The sequence below is a fragment of the Candidatus Nitrospira neuquenensis genome, from assembly GCF_979578155.1.
In genome coordinates this window covers 46,046-62,382 of record NZ_CEFZDU010000034.1, presented here as the reverse complement: position 1 = coordinate 62,382, position 16,337 = coordinate 46,046, and the positions used below count along the sequence as shown (strand labels likewise).

Genomic DNA, 16,337 nt, shown 5'->3' with positions numbered 1-16,337 from the left:
ATGCCGGACAAAGGCATCTATTTCGGGGGCCGCAAGATCAGCAAGCCAGGCGTCTATGCGACGGTGAACGCCGACGCCATGGTGCCCAACCGGGTGGGCGCGGCCAACACCATCGGCGTGATCGGGACGGCGCTGGGCGGGCTCCCGCGGACGATCACCACCATCAACTCACCGATCGAGGCCCGGGCACAGCTCCGGGGCGGGACGCTCCTGTCCGTGATCGAGCTGATGTACGACCCGAGCCCGGACGTCCCCGGCGCGGGCGAGGTGAAGTATTACCGGCTCAACCAGGCCGTGCAGGCCTCGCGCGTGCTCAAGGACGCGGGCGCGGCGGACGTGATCACGCTCAAGAGCCGGGACTATGGGGTCTGGACCAATCAGATCCGGGTCAAGGTGGAGAACGGCTCGGTCGCCGGCAAGAAGATCACGATCAACGACGTGCTGGACACGGAGGTGTTCGAGGTGGGCGACAACCTCGGACCGGCGTTCGCCATCCAGTACGTCGGCAGCCTCTTCGCCGCCCGGATGACGGTCACCAAAACCGGGGACACGGCCACGGCGCTGAAGCTCGAGACGCAGGCGACGAGCGGGGTGGACCCCTGGGTGACCGAGTTGAACTTGGATCTGACCAACCCGTCGGTGAACACGCTCGGCAAGCTCGTGGACTACCTGGACGCCCTGGCCGACTACACGGCCACCATCCAGGGCGATCCGAACATGCCGGTGGAGGACCTGGACGCGGTCAGCAACCAGGACATCAAGACCGCGGCCTACACGCACACGGCCAACATCGGGGCGATCCTGTACTGGCTCAAGGCCAACTCGCAGTTGGTCGAGGGCACCCGGGTCACGGGGGCGAGCAATGCCCCGGCCAACATCGCCTACAGCTTCCTGTCCGGCGGGTCGGAGGGCAGCGCGCCCACGAACCAGGACTGGCAGGATGCCCTCGATGCCTTCCAGCAGGAAGACGTGAGCTTCATCTTCGTGGCCTCCGAGGACGCGGCGATCCATGCGATGGCCCTCGCCCACTGCACCTTCGCCAGCGACGTGAAGCAGCGCAAGGAGCGGATGACCTTCGTCGGGGGCGCGGCCGCCGAAACCGTCGCCCAAGCCGTAGCGCGGGCCGCTGAGCTGGCGGACAAGCGGGCGGCTCTCTGCTATCCCGGGATCAAGCGCCGAAATCTGCGCACGGGCGAGATCGACGCGCTGTCCCCCATGTACGGCGCGGCCATCGCCTGCGGGATGGCGGCCGGCGTGGTCCCAGCGACGCCGCTGACCTTCAAGCAGATCCGGGTGTCCGGGTTGGAAAAGTCCCTATCCCTCACGGAGATCGAACAGCTCCTGGACAAGGGCGTGCTCCATTTCGAGGCCGTGCCCTCGGACGGCATCTTCCGGATCGTCCAGGGGATCACCACCTACCTGAAGGACGCCAACGTCGTCTGGCGGAAGGTCGCTGGGGTGCGGATCGCCGACTACATCGCGCGGGAGGTGCGGAAGTCGGTGGAGCGGTTCGTCGGCGGGACGGCGGACAAGCAGACGATCACGAACATCAAGAACGCGATCGTCTCCAAGCTCCAGGCGTTGACGAGGAGCGCGACCAACCTGACCGGGGTCCTGACCGAGGGCACAGACGCGGACGGGAATCCCGAGCCGGCTTTCAAGAATGTGCGGGTGGAGTTCGACGGCTTCGACCTGGTGGCCGTGACCTTCGAGGCGCATCCGGTCGGCGAGGTGGCCTACATCACGATCACCGCGGGCCTGACCCCAACTCGGATCGTCGCGGCGGCGTAAGCGGCCACGAGGATCCCTAGCGAAGGAGCACGAGCATGGCAGACGCCAAGAACCAAATCGCCCAGGGCGGGCACGTCGTGCGGATCATGGCGGGCGGCCTCCTGGTCGGCTACGGCCGCAGCGCCAGCATGCAGCAGAACTACGGGACCGAGGGGGCCTACGCACTGGGGGCCGTCGGTCCCTTCGAGAACAACCCCTTGCGATGGTCTGGGCGGATCACGCTCGATCAGTTCGTGATCCAGCGGAAGAAGCTGAACGACGCGGTCCAGCTCATGAACATGGCGCCGATGGGGCCGGACAACACGCTGGAGGCCGGGCTCATCGACTTCGAGATTCTCGACGACCGCGACGAAACGATCATGGTGTACGAGGAGTGCACCATCGAGGGACACAACTACCAGGTGACAGCCAACCAGTTCTCCGGACAGAACGCGACGTTCGTGGCCAAGAACGTGCGGGAAGGGGCCCACCCCCAGATGGGCCTCTCTACCGGTCCGGTCGGCCGGCCGGCGGAATAAGCAGGAGGCACGATGGGACAGCAGGACAACGAGGTCGCCGCGGCCAAGGTGGCGCTCGGCGTGCAGTACACCCAGACCTTCGAGGTCCAGTCCAAGAAGCTCCCCGAGCTCAAGGGACGGATCACGGTGGCTCTCCCGACGCAGCTCGACCGGATGCGGATCGGCGTCCTGCAGCATGCCCTTCGAGAGGGTGTGCCGCTGGAGCAGCTCGACATGAGTACGGCTGGGCTGGCGGTGATGCTCAGCACGCTGGCTGTGGTCGTCCGCGACGCCCCGGACTGGTGGTACGAGATCGAGAAGGACACAGCTGGGAAGGTCATCAAGCGGGAGCCGAACCCCGGGGCGATCCTCGACGAGGAGCTCCTCTGGGACATCTACGGGAGGTATGTCGCCTTCCGCGACACGTTTCCCGGACCCGTCGGCGGTCAAGGCACTGGCGGCGCTCCCGCGTGAGCGGAACCGCTGGCTGGTGTCGCGCATCCTGGGGGTCAGCCCATTCAGTCCTGACGTCCTGTCCCTGACGGACCCGCAGTTCGACCTGATCCTGGCCCAGGTTGAGCTGGATCATCCACTTCCGCCGCCGGATCCCGTGCAGGAACGCTATGAGGCCAAGGTGAAGGCACTGCTGCAGGACTCCGAGGCTCATGCCTGAAAACGTCTCCATTCGGCTCCACGGCAAGCTGGCCATGGATACCTCGCAGGCCGAACAGGCTGCGCGGGAGTATCGAGAACGGGCCCAAGCCGAGATCCAGAAGATCCAAGAGACGATCGGGCAGACGCCGGCGCTCCAGCTCGATGCCCGCTCGATCGAGGCCGCCAAACAGGCGCTCGAGGACCTCGCACGGCAGGCTGAGCAGCTCCGCCGTGCCCACGTCGGGACGCCGCCCGCGGGCGGCCGGTCCTGGCAGGAGCAGATGGCGGAAAGCCGGGGATTCCTGCCCGTTCCGGGGCGGACCGCGACGGACATCCTTCGTGAGCGTGAGCAGGCCAACCGCGGCTTGCCCGGCCCCGAATTCCACGGTCCGCCACGGCCGCCGCGTCTCCCCATGGACCCCTATGAGGACGTGCAGGCACGAAGCCAGGCCAACCTGACATGGGTCAACAACGAGCTGGGCCGGATCCTGGGGGCCACGGGGAAGATCCACGACCACAACAGGGAAATCGCCGCGCTCGTGGAAAAGCAGCGGAAAGCGGTGCGTGAGCTGCGGGAAGAGTGGCGCCAGGCGGAACGGGTCGCCAAGGAACAGGAGACCGACCGGGCCAAGGACCTCGCCTATACGCTCCGGCAGGCCTATGAGACTACACAGGCGCGCAGTTACTTGTTGCAGCGGGTGGTCGCGCAGCGACGCGCCGATGAGGCAGTCGGCGGGGCCATGCAGGGCAAAGGCTCGCTGGAGGGCCTGACGATCCAGCAGGCCATGAGTGGCGGGGCGCTGGGAGCGCTGTTCGCGGGGGCAGGCCGATTCATCATGCGGCATCCGTTGCTGGCGATTCCGGCGATCGTGGGCGGGACGGCGCTGTGGGCGGAAGGCAAGGCCAGCGAGATGGCGAAGTACAGCGAGGACATCGACCTGGCGTTCCTGAACACGGGCCGGCGCACCGGGATGGGGCCGAACCTACGCCGCTTCTACGAGCCGCGTCCCGGCCAGATCCGGCCGGAGTTCGAGCGGCTGGGGTATGCCGGGGAGCACGTGGCGCGTCTGGTCGACGCCTATGGGATGCCGACGTCGCCCAACACGCTGCTCCGGGCGACGGAGGCCCAAGCCCGCTTTGCCCGTGCCTATGGGTTCGGGGATTCGCCCGAGATGATCGCCGCGCTCGGCCGTCGAGTCACCCAGCTCGGGACGGCGGAGCCGGCCCAGCAAGGCCAGTTCTGGGCTCTGATGGCGGCGGCGGTCGAAAAGGGCATGCGTCAAGGGGTCGACGCGAGCGAAACCATGAAGGCACTCCTGGCCATGACGGAGCACGCCGCCGCCCAGACAGGGACCGTCTCTCGCGAGTACGTGGCCGGCTTGGCGTCCATCCAAGGGTTGCTCACGGGCGGGGGGCGATTCTTTGCCGGGGAGCGGGGAGCGCAACAGGTGACAGACCTGCTCGCCGCGTTCCAGCGGCCTCAGTCCGTCGCCCAGCAGCGGTTCATTCAACAGGCAATCCTCGGCCACTTCGGCGGGCGGGCGCCATCCGCACAAGAGCTGGGCCTGACGGGGTATGCGGGCCGTTCCTACGGGCACATGACCGAGATCCAGCAACTGGAGTACGTGCAACAGATGTTGCCCGAGCTGTTGCTCAGCGGGAATGCCCGCGTCCGGCAGCTCCTGCCGACGATTGCTCGCAGCCTGGGGGCGGGCAGCGGCGCCGGCGGTGAGCAGCTCATGTTCCAAGCGGTTTTCGGAATGGAACCGGCCAAGGGCCTGAAGGCCCAGCAAGCCCTCGCCGATGCGGTGGAGAAATTGCCGGGGATGACGCCGGAACGGGTGCAGCAGATGGGACCCTTCGACCTCCTGGCGGCGCTGTTTGAGCGGGGCCAGGGGGGCGATGCGCGACGGATTCTCAGCGGCACGACGCCGTCGGTGGAATTGAGCAAAGTCGAACAACTCCGCCTGAAGGATACCCAGATCATGGAAGCCTTCTCGGCGGCTGTCTCTGAAGCGTCCCCAGCCTTCCGGGAAGCGGCCAAGGACATCAAGAAAGCGGCGGCCGACTGGTTGGCGACGCTGGCGGGGCGCCCGGTGGAATCGCTCAACCGGTCCAGTGTCGAGCGGGTGGCACGGGAGAAGGGGGTTCCGGTGGCGGCCCTCCGTGGGCTGGCCGGGGCGCGTCTGAAGGAGGAGGCGCTCTCCGAGCAGGAACTGAGCACGCTGGCTGAACAGGTGCGGCAGATGGTCAAAGGGCTGTCTCCCTCCTTGCGGGACCAATTCCTGGCCGACATGGCGGCAGACGAGAAACTCGGCCGAGCGCCGACCCCGCAGGCCTTGGAATGGTGGCGACAACAGGCGGCCAAGCCTGGCAAGGCTGACCGTCAGGCACGGGAGGCCGACCGAGAAGGCGCGGCCATCTCCGACTGGATCTTGGAGCGCGAAGAACGTCAGCAGGGCAAACCCTACCCGCAGGCCTGGAGTCCCGGGGAGGCTGGCCGAGCGCCGACCCCGCAGGCCTTGGACGTGCGGATCCAGGCTGCTGGCGAGATTCGCCTCGTGGGCGAGGGGGTCGCTGAGGGCGTGAGCCTGCCCGCCGACGCGCTGATTCCGTTTGTCCTCCGGGCTCTGGAGCAGGAGCGCATGGGCATGACCCACCGGTCGTCGGTGCGTCGACGGCTCTACCAGACGGGGATGACGGTCTGATGGGATATCCCGTTTGTCTCGTGGAGATCCACGGCGAGGCGCGGTCCTGGGAACTGGAGGGGATGGTCGACCCTGCGCGGCCCCATGGGAACGCCCCAAGCGGCGACCTCATCGCCTGCCGGACCGACAAGCGGCTGAGCATGGACACGCCGGCCGGCGTCTTCGAGCTCACCCTGGCGGCTGTGCGGGATCGAGACGGCCTCACCTGGACGGACAAAATCCGCCCCCAGGACGTGGTGGTGATTCAGATGATGAATTACCAGGGCCGCCTCGGAGACCGGGGGGAAGGCGAGCTGCACACGATCATGATCGGGTTCGTGGACCGGGTGACCGAAACCGTCGCGCTGACCGCTCGCGGCGTTCCCCAGCACGTCATTCAGGTCCGCGGGCGCGATGTCGGGAAGCTCTTTGTGAACGGGATCGTGACGTACTGGACGTTCCTCGGCGCCTCGTTGCTGAAGATGCAGGAGTTCATCGACGCCTCACTGCTCAATGCGAAGCCGGATGAGGTCATCGAGCGCCTGCTCGACCGCGTCTACAAGCAGTTCCTGCAGATCAAATTGACGGTCCAGGGGAGACAGCGGGACTTCTGGGATGCCCTCGCCTATCGCTTGGAATCCTATGGCGCCGAAGTCCCGGCCGGACTCGACTTTCAGTTCCTGGCGGGCGAGGGGAGCTTCTGGTCGTTCTTTGTGAAGGTGGCCAGCCCGCCCTTTCATGAGCTGTGGGTCGACACCAGGCGGGTCAGCAGCCTTGGGGGCGGCGACGCGGTCACGGCCCAGGACGCTCAGTTTGTGCTGGGCAAGGACGGTTCAGCACCGACCCTATTTCTCCGGCCGACCCCGTTTCCCTATTTGACCCCGCCACCGGCTCCGCCGACGAGTGTTCCGCCCTCGACGCCGTCTGAGCCTGGGATCGACGTCGGGGTCCCGGAGACGGTCGTCCGTCCATCCGACAGGGTGAGGGCAGATGCCTGGACAGCCTTGGTCCGGCATCAGGTCGGGGTGGAAGACCTGATGGGGGAGCCCTTCGATCACGTGCTCTCGGTCTCGGATGAGGAGCAGGCGAACTTCTACCTGGTGTCCCCGCAGTACGCCTGGATCGGGGAGAAGCACTGGCTGTTGAGCGTGCCAGGGATCATCGATGAACCGAAATTTCGGCGGTACGGGTACCGACCGATGTTGCCGGCGACGTCGCTCATTCAGCCCAAGGCCATCGATACGCTGCAGGACCCCATCGTGCAGTTTTACACGGCGCTGAATTGGCGGATGGCGTCCTGGAACGTGCTGAACGATCAGTTTCGGTCCGGGAGTAAGACCTTCAAGTTGTTGCCACACATTCACGTGGGCGAACGGCTTCTGGATCACTCGAACTGGCAGAAGCCCTACGAGTTCTACGTCGAGCAGGTGAGCCATCACTTTGTCCAGAACGAGCGGGCCACCACCACCCTCGGGCTCACGCGCGGTCTGCCGGCCCGTGACTATGAGACCTACGGCGACAAGCTCACGGGGGCCGGCTTGGTCACGGTCGCGGGGGCAGAGGTGCGGAAGTATTACGAGGAGCTTATTCGCAAAGGTCAGGCGGCGCCGGAGTAAGCGATGTTTCCACAAGCCATGATCGGCACGCAGCAAGAAGAGGGGCAGGACCTCCCTCATCTGCGCGGATTCTACCTGGCTCAAGTCGTCGGGCACTCGCCCCAGGATCATGCCGTCCTGGTGGTGCTGCCGGCGCTTGCGGGGCTCCTGAGCACGCGCGCCGGATCGAACCCGGCCGGCCTCAAGGCCCGTATCCTCCAACACCGCGCCGGGCCCTATGTCGGCGATCTGGACATGCCACGGGTCGGCGACTTCGGGGTGGTGGTCTTTCTGCACGGCAGCGATCAGTCAGCGGTCTGGCTGGGCTCGCTGTATCAGGACCTCGCCAATCTGGCCTGGCCGGGCAAGCGGCCCGCGGATCGGCTGTCCCATCACGATTCCGGCGTGTACAGCCTGGTCGATGCTGACGGCAATGCGGAATGGGTGCATCCCTCGGGGACACGGATCCGGGTAGGAGAAGGCACGGCCAAGGCGGAGCGGAAGCGCCAGGAACGTCAGGGCCAAACCCGACGGATGAAGTCCTATGCCATTCCCGTCAAGGATGCGCCAACCGTTCACCTCGAGCACACCACGGGGACGCGCGTCACGGTCAATCCGGACGGCAGCGTGACGATCGTGGGGAAGAGCACGAAATCCGAAACCATCGAGGGCGCGGTCACCGAAGACTATCGGGCGACGAAGCAGGAAACCGTCGCCGGGGGTGTGACCGAGAGCTACGAGGCGAGTTGGATGCTCTCGGTCGGCACCAATGGCTCTGTCACCGTGGCCGGCAACCTGACCATCACGGCTGACGATCTGACGCTCTCCAGTAGCAACCCGTCGCCGGGCCTACACCTGCACCTGGGCGGGACGACGGGCGAAGACTGGGTCGCGCTCAAGGCGGCCTTGGACAAGATCAAGGCGGCGTTCGATGCCCACGTCCACAGCGGTGTGCAGGCTGGACCGAACAATTCCGGGGTGCCGACCGCGCCCATCCCGGCGTTCGTGCAGGACACTGATTATTCCGGGCAAGCGAAGGCGACGTAATGGGAACGCTGACCAGGTTTTCCGCGGAGGCCCAGCGGAGCCGCATCTACACCTTCCATCTGCTCGATGGCGGGGGACCGCATCCGTTTGACGTGGTCCGGAACGGCCAGCGGGCGTCCTGCACCGGCGCCCTGACCCTCTTCATGAACCCGGAAGACCTCACCCGCGAGTATCCAGCCCGCACGACGGTCACCCAGACCCCGCACGGGGCCTGGGTCGACTCCTTCGGGTTGGGGCTGCCTCGATGGGTCATGCGGGGCACTACGAGCTGGCGGGCGCGCTCGGCGGACATCGGCCTCAGCGTCACGCCCGAGGGCAACCGCGTGGACGGGTACCTGGCCTTTCACGCCTTCTCGGATCTAGTCGAGGAATACCTCCGGGTGAATCGCCAGCGGACGATCGAGGCGGTGCAGACGGGCAGCCCGACGCATGCCCCCCTCCAGATGGTCTTTCACGACCACTGGGATGACGATTTTTGGGTCATCGAACCGGAAGGACTCCCCATCAAGCGACGGGGCAAGGACCGCCCCATGCTGGTGGACTATGAATTCCGGTTTACGGGCCTCCAGAACCTCAAGAAGAAGCCGCAGCCTGAGGGACAGGCGGCCTCTGCGGACCCCACAGGGAGCGCCTTGCTCGGCGGACCGGCGCGTGAGCAACTCCTGTCCCAGGCCCTGGAGACCTTCACCGCGGAACTGGAGACCGCCTTGGACGAGGTCGACGCTGCCGCTGCGGCGTCTCCCGGCGATGCCGGCGTGCTGGATGAGCTTACCAGTCAGTGGATCAGCCGCGAGCCCGAGTTCACCCCGGAAGACGTCGGCTGGGCAGAGGAGGACTTGGCGATGGCTGTGGAGACAGCCCAGCCCCTGCCGCCGCCGTTCGACCAAGTCTTCGTCTCCGATACGGGGCCATCGTTCCTCTCGCAGGCCAAGTCGTTGCTGGAACGGCTCAAGGACTTCAAGAACAAGGTGGCGGACTTTACCAACAAGGTCTCCTCCTTCATCGCATCTCCCTTCGAGGGAGCGTTGAATCTCGTCGCCGGCATCAGGGAACTGGCGAACATCACTGCCTTCGGCGTGAATCTGCAGATCCTCACGGCTCGCATGCGGACGGCACTCCGTCAGCTCCGGACGGCGTTTCGGAACATCCTCTGCGCCGTCCAGTCGATCCTGGCGTTCCCCTACAACTTCATCCGCGGGCTGCGGGATAGCCTGCAGGCCATGCTGAACCTCTTCAAGCTGAGTGGGTGCGCGAGCACGTTCCCACGGATCCGCGATGTGTCCTGGCGGCCACGTGTGCAGGTCACGGTGCCGCGTCCTTTGGGAGGCTGACCGTCGGCGATGTCGCTGGAACGCTATACGATTCGGGAGGGCGACACGCTCCGGCAGATCGCCCGCCGACTGCTCGGGAACGCCGATCAGTGGTGGGTGTTGGCGGAACTCAATCAGCTCACACCGCCCTTCATCGATACGACCGGCGGCACCTACCTGGCCGGCAGCCGCGTCTTGGGGGTCGGGGATGCCCTCCTGCTCCCGGCGTCGTTGGCGGATCCAGCGGTGCAGCGGGCGACCCTGGCCGTCGAGGTCGACCCCTATGACGTGCTGCTTGGGTGTGATCTGGCGCTCTCCGTACAGGGCGATCTGCAGGCGAACGCTGGAACCGGTGATTGGCGCACGGTGTCCGGAGTCGAGAACCTCAAGCAGGCACTCCTGCACCGGTTGATGACGCGGAAAGGGGAGCTGGTCTACCACCCGGAGTACGGCTCCAACCTGGAGCTCTACCTGGGACAGCCGCTGGATATCTCGACGGTGTCATTGATCCGGCTGGAAGCGATGCAGACCTTGCTGGGCGATCCCCGGATTCGCGCTCTGATCAACGTGACGGTCGAGGCACAGGCCGACCATGTTGCCATTGAGGCGACCTGTCAGGTCATCGGGGCCGACGACATTGTCCCGCTCAACCTGGTGCTTCCGAGAGCGGCATAGGACGAGCCATGGCGCGGGTGCAGTTCGATCTCAAGCACTTCGAGCAGATTACGGCCTCGCTGCTGAACTTCCTGGCGTCGGTCCAGACCGTGATCACCGATTTCAATGTCGGCTCGGTGAACCGGACGTTGGTGGAGTCGTTTGCGATGGAGCTGGAGGAGTTCTACTACCGACTCTACAAGGCGTTGGAGGCGGCGATTCCGGAGGCGATGTATACGGCCTTCGACTTCACCTTGGCGCCGGCGACCGCCGCCACCGGGACCGTGACCTTCGGTCGGAGCACGCCGGCGGATGCCGACTATGGGATTCCCGACGGAACGCGCGTGGCGACGGCCGACGGCGTGGTCTTCCACACGATTGGCGCGGCCACGCTGGTCACGGGGCAGACCTCGGTCTCGGTGCCGATCGTGGCCGTCACGGCCGGCGCCGCGGGCAACGTGGCCGCGCAATCCATCACCCAGCTCCAGACCGCCATCCTGGGGATCGAAACCGTGACCAATGCGGCGGCCACGACCGGGGGGACCGACGAGGAATCCGAGGGCTCGCGGAAGACCCGTTTCCAGGACTTTATCTCCACCTTGGCGCGCGCACCGATCAACGGGATTGAGGCCGGGGCGAAGACGGTGAGGTTGGTGGACAGTGTGACGGGCAGCATCCTCGAACGGGTCCGGCTCGCCAAGGTTGTGGAACCCTACTTGACCGACCCAGGTGAGCCGGTGGGGCTCTTCACCGTGTACATCGACAATGGCTCCGGTACGGCGTCGAACTCGCTCGTGAGCCGGACGCAGGAAGTGCTGGACGGCTATCTGGATGAGCAGGGGGGGCCCGTCATCGGGTATCGAGCGGCTGGCGTGATCGCGGAAGTGGTCGCGGCGACTCCCGTGGCGGTCAACGTGCAGGTGACGGGGGTCACGCTGAAGTCGGGGGCGAGTCTGGCTGCGGTGCAGACGGCACTGGCGGCGGCGGCGGCGGCGGTCTTCGATCGTCTCGGCATCGGCGACTCCCTAGACTGGGAAGCCCTGCTGGCGGCGTTGATGGCGGCTGAAGGGGTCCGCACGCTGGTCCTGACGACGCCGGCGGCGGATGTCACCGCCCAAGTCGGGCAACGGTTGCGCTTGGGCACCATGACGGTGACGGCAGCATGACGACGGCCGACCGACTCCGGCAACGCTTGGGGCGCGTCTATGGGCGATTGGCTGAGACGCACCTGACGGCCCTACTCCAGACGATGGCGAAGGGCTTAGAAGGCGCCAGCGCGGACGGGCAGACTGCGGTCGATCAGCTTGACCTCCGCACGAAGGCCTCGGGCGCCTGGCTCGATCGCTGGGGGGACTACTTCCTCGTCCCGCGCCGCGGCGCCGTGGAAACTGATGATCAGTACGCCACGCGCATCATTGCGGAGACGATCCAGCAACGCCCCCAGCCCTATGCGCTGAAGCGGATTCTCGAAACAGCCTTTCCGGTCACCGCGGACATTCAGACGCTCTATCTCTACGCCCTGAAAACCGATCGGTTCGTGGACAGACCCGGGCCCCGCCATCGAACGGATGGCCATCTCCAGCCCGACTTCCTGGCGGCGTCGGGTCCTTGGCCGGCCCAGCCGGGCGCTGTCGCCCTGACGGACGTGACCAACAAACAGCCAGGGACCTTTGGGGTCTGGCTCACGGTCACCATTGCCGTGGCGTTCGTCTACACCCTCGAGGAGTTTCTGGCGGCGCTCCCGCAGAAGCTCCTCACCGATCAGGTCGATGTGGCGTCGCTGCATCGGACCGACGGCCATCTGACCTCGCCTGGCCTGGGCGGGGACGGGGATACGGCTCGGTACACCTTCGGCTTCAACAGCCGGGACCTGCCCTTTGCGTTGAACGACGTGCTGGCCCTGCTGCACCGGCACCGGGCGGCGGGCACCAAGCCCGTCATCATGAATGTGCGTCTGACGTCGGCCTAAGAAAGGAGTGCGCGCATGCCCTGGGAACGGACCCGGAACGTCTTGAGCCTCGATCCGGCGGATCCGGATGCAGACCGGAACTTGCTCGACACGAACCAGCTCATGATGGTGCTGGGCCTGGATGTGCCGGTGTCCAGCAAGGAGGTGGCGGCCGGAGCGGTCATGCAGGTGAACCACTTGCGGGAGTTGATCCGGCGGCTGGGGGCCTCGGGCTGGTCCACACGCGGAGCCTTCTCGTTCAGCCCCGGCTTTCCGGCCAACAGCTTCCGGATTGCCGTATCGCGAGCCTATGTGGACGGCCTCCCCGTGCTGGAGGTCGGCAGCAATCTCAATTCGTCGACGCTGAGCCAGATCACGCTGCCGGCGCCGCCGGGGAGTGGGTCTCGCAATGACCTGGTCTTCCTCGAAGTCTTTCTGGTCGAAGTTCCCGGGTCCACGGCCAGTGCGCCAACGTCGATCAACAAGCCCAGCACCTCGGCGCTGTTCAAGTACGGGAACGTCTTGTACGGCGGGACCAACGTCGAGGACGACGTCAACGAAGTGAACTTCGAGATCGCGAGGCGGGTGCAGATTCAGTACCGACTCCGGGCGGTGGCCGGTGTGGATTTCACCACCTACCCCAAGGGGGTGGATGACCCCACGGTGACCGCCCATGGACCCAAGGAGAACGCAAGCCCCACCGCGGAGCCGTTTGCCGCCGCCTCGTGGGATGCGACCCTGTTCGTGGCTGGGAACGGGACGGTCGCGGCCCAGGGGACACTCAAGACCCTGGATGGGCGGGTGTACGCGCTTCCGGTCGCCAAGGTGGCGCGGACGGCCGGGGTGACGGAAATCCAGAGCGGGGATGTGACGGATCTTCGGACTCAGTGGGGCGGGGTGTCCCTGGCGAATCTGTTGACTGCCAAGGGCGACCTGCTCTCACGCTCGACGACCGAGCCGTTGGTTGTCCCCGTGGGCGCCGATGGTGCGGCGCTGCTCGGGGATGCCTCGCAGACCGCTGGGCTGACCTGGCAGGTGCTCCCGTTCCAATGCGGGCGACTCCAGTATGTCTCCGCCACGCAGATCGTCCTGGCGCCCTTCAATGGCCGGCGGATTCCTCTCAAGGTCGGCTCGCTCTGGACGCTCTACACCCTCCCCTCGGCGGGGCTAACCGCCGCGAATACCAACGTCCGGATCAACGGCTCGGACGGGCAAAACCTGGCGGCCGATACGGACTACCTGGTGTGTTTGACCGATGTGAACGGCACGAAGGTGCTGGAGTTCATTCCCCTGGCGACGGGGCATGGGGCCGATACGGATATGGGGGTGGAGATCATCAGCGGGAGCCCGACGCGCACGCTGGTTGGCCTGATCCGCACCAACAGCTCCGCGCAATTCTCGTATGCGTCCACCAAATGGCTGGTGGTCTCGTGGTTGAACCGACAGGCCCGGCGGCCCGCCAACCCCGGCCAGGTCAGTTGGAGTACCACGTCTTCGACCTTTGTTGAGCCCGGTGCGTCGGATCGGATCGAGTGGGTGATGTGGGCGGATGAGGTCGCCACGATCCACGTGCGCGGGTACGGGGTCAATGGGAGCAGCTCCGATCATCACAACATGGGGCTGGGGATTGATATGACAGCCAACGTGCTCCAGAACCATCAGTATTGGAACGATGCTAACGGGGTGAACGAGTTTCCGGTGGGGTACTCGTTTGCGACCCAGCTTGCCGATGGTTTCCACGATGCACGGATGCTGCTGCGGACCGGCGGCGGGGGCGGGACGGCCTACGCCCATTGTGCCATGACGGGCAGCGTGCGCTAGGAGGAGACACCATGCTCATTGGACCGACGTTTGGAGCAGAGCTGGCCGTGGCCGGCGTGGCGGACGGGGTGTCGTGGAATCCCGAGACCGGCGAGCTGGCCATCCGCGAGGACAAAGACGCGGCCTTCCGGGCGCAGGTCGAGGCGGTCTTGGCCGCCCACGATCCAACCGCGCAGCCGGCCGTGCCGGATCCGGACGGGTTCCTCCGGCACGTTCCCACGATCTTCGGCGCCGACCTGGCCGGGCTGATGGCGCTGGCGAAGGAGTACCCGGCCTTTCCGGACTTCGTGCGCTACCTGAACGGGCCGGCGATTCAGTGGTGCATCCAGGACGCGCAGAGCCGGGGGCTCCTGACGCCGACGCAGTACGACGCCTTCAAGGAGGCGGCGGTGAGCACCTACCACTTGCCCGACATCACGCTGCCGTGAGACGGGCTGCATCAGGAGAGAGGGAGGATCGGCAGCGATGAACGGCGTCCACGTCAGCGCGGAGATCCCGGAGCAGCCGCCGGAGGACCCGCAGGAGCGGGAACGGCTGCAATGGCAGATGCTCCGGGAGAGCTACCGGATCGTGAAGACCTATGACCGGCTGACTCGGACCGGAAAGACCGTCATGCACGTCCTGGTCTGGGTCGCCGGCACGGTGGCGGCGCTCGTGGCGCTGTGGGATGTGCTCAAGGCGCTGGTGACCGGATCGCGTTGAGAGGAGGGCTGTCTGATGGATGCACTCCACCGCCTACTCGGCCATGTCTATCGGCTCAAAATCACGCTGCTCCTCCTCGTCGCCTGCTGGATGCTCCTGATTTTCGAGTTCCCGAGCGATGGGGAGGGGCCGGTCCCTCGGTGGTGGACGGCGATCTATGCGCTCGCCAAGGTCGGAATTGGGGTCTGTGTGGCCCATGTCACCATCGAGGTGTTCCCCTTCGTTCGGCTCACGGACCTGCTGGCGGACTATCAGCGGGCGAGACAGGCCAGAAATGGCACGATGGCCTTGGCCGCCGCCGTCGCGTTCGTCGGCTCGGCGCTCGCGGTCGCGGTGGTTATGGCCACGATCATCTACGCCATGGCGGTGTGGTGATGCCCTCGCGCTTCCTCCTGGTCTTCGGCAAGAGCTTCCCTGGTCATCGCGGACGGCCTGGCCATCGCGGCGGAAGTCTGCCCATGTACGCGCCAGACGGTGGCGGACGTGGGAATGACGAGGACGATGAGATTCAGCGCGAACGTGAACGAGAGGAGGCCAGGTTTAGCCGACGGCGTCTCCCTGACCCAGCCGAACAGCAACGCCGACAAGAGCGACTACGCGGGCTGAAAGCCTTGTTGGCAACGATGACCTGGGAAGACGTGAAGCGAACGCTGGAACTACAGGAAGGAACCGAAGAGCATGACGCGTTCCTTGCTATCTGGAGGCAGTATCAGCGGGAGCGGCGGCGAGGTTAGCGCGGCGGCCAGCTTCTTCGATCAACCGGTCCCATCGCCTCGACACCGCTTGGCGGCGTGGCTCCGGGAGCGATGCGATGTAGCGGTCCACAGCGTCCATGAATTGTTCGGCAAGCTGATCGGTACGGGTCTGAGGCATGCGTCAACTATAGACCAACGCCCGAACTGGCGTCAATGGGGATGGCTGGCGATGACCCTCATCGTAGCCTGGCCAACAGCCGTTCTCGCCGAAATGCCGCGCGCGGCCGCGCCGTACCGAGACGACGTGATCCGGGCTGCACGGCTCTATCTGCCTCAGGTGCCTGTGTCCTGGTTCGCCGGCCAGATTCACCAGGAAAGCCGGTGGCAGGCTGGCGCAACTTCTCGCGTTGGCGCCCTGGGGCTGCTCCAGTTCATGCCGGCCACGGCGCGGGACATTCCCCGGCTCTGCCAGATGCCTGGCTTCGAGCCCCTGAACCCGCGACAGGCGATCCGGGGTGGTGCCTGCTATGACGCCTGGGCCTGGCGGCTGGTCGGGCGGACGCTCCCGGGCTGGACGCGGACCGTGCCGGATCACTGGACGCTGACTGCGAGGGCCTACAACGGCGGAGCCGGCTGGCTGATTCGGGAGGCAGGAGTGTTGGGCTCACTGGAGCTGCAGGAAGGGCCGACCGTCTGGCTCGGATCGGTCTGCAGCGAACTGCGACCGGCCGCGGCGTGCCGGGAGAACCTGGCCTACCCCGTCCACATTCAACGCTGGGCGCGGCTGTATGAGGAGTGGCGCTGAGGTGCAGGGACGGCGACTACCAGACAACGCGGAATCGTTTGCGCCGGGCGATTATGCCAAATGGATCGACGCCGTCGGCCAGGTCACCTGGATGGTGCGCCCGCCTGCCGGCCATCTGGGGTGTCTCGCCA

16 protein-coding genes are annotated in these 16,337 nt (G+C 66.0%); all 16 read left to right on the top strand.

The window, feature by feature from the left end:
- Window positions 1-1,791: a phage tail sheath subtilisin-like domain-containing protein gene (locus AC1U7O_RS12435; RefSeq protein ID WP_479895102.1), complete on the top strand. Its 1,791-nt coding sequence runs from the start codon at window positions 1-3 to the stop codon at window positions 1,789-1,791.
- Window positions 1,792-1,826: 35 nt separating this feature from the next.
- Window positions 1,827-2,309, top strand: a complete 483-nt coding sequence (locus tag AC1U7O_RS12430) for a hypothetical protein (protein ID WP_479895101.1) — start codon at window positions 1,827-1,829, stop codon at window positions 2,307-2,309.
- 12 nt (window positions 2,310-2,321) lie between these two features.
- Window positions 2,322-2,762 (top strand): hypothetical protein, encoded by a 441-nt coding sequence (locus tag AC1U7O_RS12425; protein WP_479895100.1) that lies wholly within the window; start codon window positions 2,322-2,324, stop codon window positions 2,760-2,762.
- 16 nt (window positions 2,763-2,778) lie between these two features.
- Entirely contained in the window at window positions 2,779-2,961 is a 183-nt protein-coding gene (locus tag AC1U7O_RS12420; RefSeq protein WP_479895099.1) for a hypothetical protein, read from the top strand.
- Window positions 2,954-5,650 carry a hypothetical protein gene (locus tag AC1U7O_RS12415; RefSeq protein WP_479895098.1) on the top strand — a complete coding sequence of 899 codons (2,697 nt, stop codon included), beginning with the start codon at window positions 2,954-2,956 and terminating at the stop codon, window positions 5,648-5,650. The genes AC1U7O_RS12420 and AC1U7O_RS12415 overlap by 8 nt, the downstream gene beginning before the upstream one ends.
- Window positions 5,650-7,245 (top strand): hypothetical protein, encoded by a 1,596-nt coding sequence (locus AC1U7O_RS12410; RefSeq protein ID WP_479895097.1) that lies wholly within the window; start codon window positions 5,650-5,652, stop codon window positions 7,243-7,245. The genes AC1U7O_RS12415 and AC1U7O_RS12410 overlap by 1 nt, the downstream gene beginning before the upstream one ends.
- 3 nt (window positions 7,246-7,248) lie before the next feature.
- Window positions 7,249-8,271 (top strand): phage baseplate assembly protein V, encoded by a 1,023-nt coding sequence (locus tag AC1U7O_RS12405; RefSeq protein ID WP_479895096.1) that lies wholly within the window; start codon window positions 7,249-7,251, stop codon window positions 8,269-8,271.
- A complete protein-coding gene (locus AC1U7O_RS12400; protein ID WP_479895095.1) occupies window positions 8,271-9,602 on the top strand; it encodes a hypothetical protein in 1,332 nt (443 codons plus the stop codon). The genes AC1U7O_RS12405 and AC1U7O_RS12400 overlap by 1 nt, the downstream gene beginning before the upstream one ends.
- A gap of 9 nt (window positions 9,603-9,611) precedes the next feature.
- Complete coding sequence (locus AC1U7O_RS12395; protein ID WP_479895094.1) at window positions 9,612-10,256, top strand: contractile injection system sheath initiator; 645 nt, start codon at window positions 9,612-9,614, stop codon at window positions 10,254-10,256.
- An 8-nt stretch (window positions 10,257-10,264) separates the two neighbouring features.
- Window positions 10,265-11,401 (top strand): baseplate J/gp47 family protein, encoded by a 1,137-nt coding sequence (locus AC1U7O_RS12390; RefSeq protein WP_479895093.1) that lies wholly within the window; start codon window positions 10,265-10,267, stop codon window positions 11,399-11,401.
- Complete coding sequence (locus AC1U7O_RS12385; RefSeq protein ID WP_479895092.1) at window positions 11,398-12,204, top strand: hypothetical protein; 807 nt, start codon at window positions 11,398-11,400, stop codon at window positions 12,202-12,204. Before AC1U7O_RS12390 ends, AC1U7O_RS12385 begins: the two co-directional genes overlap by 4 nt.
- 15 nt (window positions 12,205-12,219) lie before the next feature.
- The gene (locus AC1U7O_RS12380; protein WP_479895091.1) at window positions 12,220-14,004 is read left to right on the top strand and encodes a hypothetical protein; all 1,785 of its coding nucleotides are present in this window, start codon (window positions 12,220-12,222) and stop codon (window positions 14,002-14,004) included.
- Between the two features lie 11 nt (window positions 14,005-14,015).
- Window positions 14,016-14,432 carry a hypothetical protein gene (locus tag AC1U7O_RS12375; protein ID WP_479895090.1) on the top strand — a complete coding sequence of 139 codons (417 nt, stop codon included), beginning with the start codon at window positions 14,016-14,018 and terminating at the stop codon, window positions 14,430-14,432.
- A 37-nt stretch (window positions 14,433-14,469) separates the two neighbouring features.
- Window positions 14,470-14,706: a hypothetical protein gene (locus AC1U7O_RS12370; protein WP_479895089.1), complete on the top strand. Its 237-nt coding sequence runs from the start codon at window positions 14,470-14,472 to the stop codon at window positions 14,704-14,706.
- A gap of 15 nt (window positions 14,707-14,721) precedes the next feature.
- A complete protein-coding gene (locus AC1U7O_RS12365) occupies window positions 14,722-15,081 on the top strand; it encodes a hypothetical protein (RefSeq protein WP_479895088.1) in 360 nt (119 codons plus the stop codon).
- A gap of 549 nt (window positions 15,082-15,630) precedes the next feature.
- Complete coding sequence (locus AC1U7O_RS12360) at window positions 15,631-16,206, top strand: transglycosylase SLT domain-containing protein (protein ID WP_479895087.1); 576 nt, start codon at window positions 15,631-15,633, stop codon at window positions 16,204-16,206.
- Window positions 16,207-16,337 lie beyond the last annotated feature (131 nt).

Bases quoted from the DNA above. Each gene is read 5' to 3' on its own strand.
- AC1U7O_RS12435 (WP_479895102.1), top strand. From the start codon at position 1: ATGCCGGACAAAGGCATCTATTTCGGGGGCCGCAAGATCAGCAAGCCA.
- AC1U7O_RS12430 (WP_479895101.1), top strand. From the start codon at position 1,827: ATGGCAGACGCCAAGAACCAAATCGCCCAGGGCGGGCACGTCGTGCGG.
- AC1U7O_RS12425 (WP_479895100.1), top strand. From the start codon at position 2,322: ATGGGACAGCAGGACAACGAGGTCGCCGCGGCCAAGGTGGCGCTCGGC.
- AC1U7O_RS12415 (WP_479895098.1), top strand. From the start codon at position 2,954: ATGCCTGAAAACGTCTCCATTCGGCTCCACGGCAAGCTGGCCATGGAT.
- AC1U7O_RS12410 (WP_479895097.1), top strand. From the start codon at position 5,650: ATGGGATATCCCGTTTGTCTCGTGGAGATCCACGGCGAGGCGCGGTCC.
- AC1U7O_RS12405 (WP_479895096.1), top strand. From the start codon at position 7,249: ATGTTTCCACAAGCCATGATCGGCACGCAGCAAGAAGAGGGGCAGGAC.
- AC1U7O_RS12400 (WP_479895095.1), top strand. From the start codon at position 8,271: ATGGGAACGCTGACCAGGTTTTCCGCGGAGGCCCAGCGGAGCCGCATC.
- AC1U7O_RS12395 (WP_479895094.1), top strand. From the start codon at position 9,612: ATGTCGCTGGAACGCTATACGATTCGGGAGGGCGACACGCTCCGGCAG.
- AC1U7O_RS12390 (WP_479895093.1), top strand. From the start codon at position 10,265: ATGGCGCGGGTGCAGTTCGATCTCAAGCACTTCGAGCAGATTACGGCC.
- AC1U7O_RS12385 (WP_479895092.1), top strand. From the start codon at position 11,398: ATGACGACGGCCGACCGACTCCGGCAACGCTTGGGGCGCGTCTATGGG.
- AC1U7O_RS12380 (WP_479895091.1), top strand. From the start codon at position 12,220: ATGCCCTGGGAACGGACCCGGAACGTCTTGAGCCTCGATCCGGCGGAT.
- AC1U7O_RS12375 (WP_479895090.1), top strand. From the start codon at position 14,016: ATGCTCATTGGACCGACGTTTGGAGCAGAGCTGGCCGTGGCCGGCGTG.
- AC1U7O_RS12370 (WP_479895089.1), top strand. From the start codon at position 14,470: ATGAACGGCGTCCACGTCAGCGCGGAGATCCCGGAGCAGCCGCCGGAG.
- AC1U7O_RS12365 (WP_479895088.1), top strand. From the start codon at position 14,722: ATGGATGCACTCCACCGCCTACTCGGCCATGTCTATCGGCTCAAAATC.
- AC1U7O_RS12360 (WP_479895087.1), top strand. From the start codon at position 15,631: ATGACCCTCATCGTAGCCTGGCCAACAGCCGTTCTCGCCGAAATGCCG.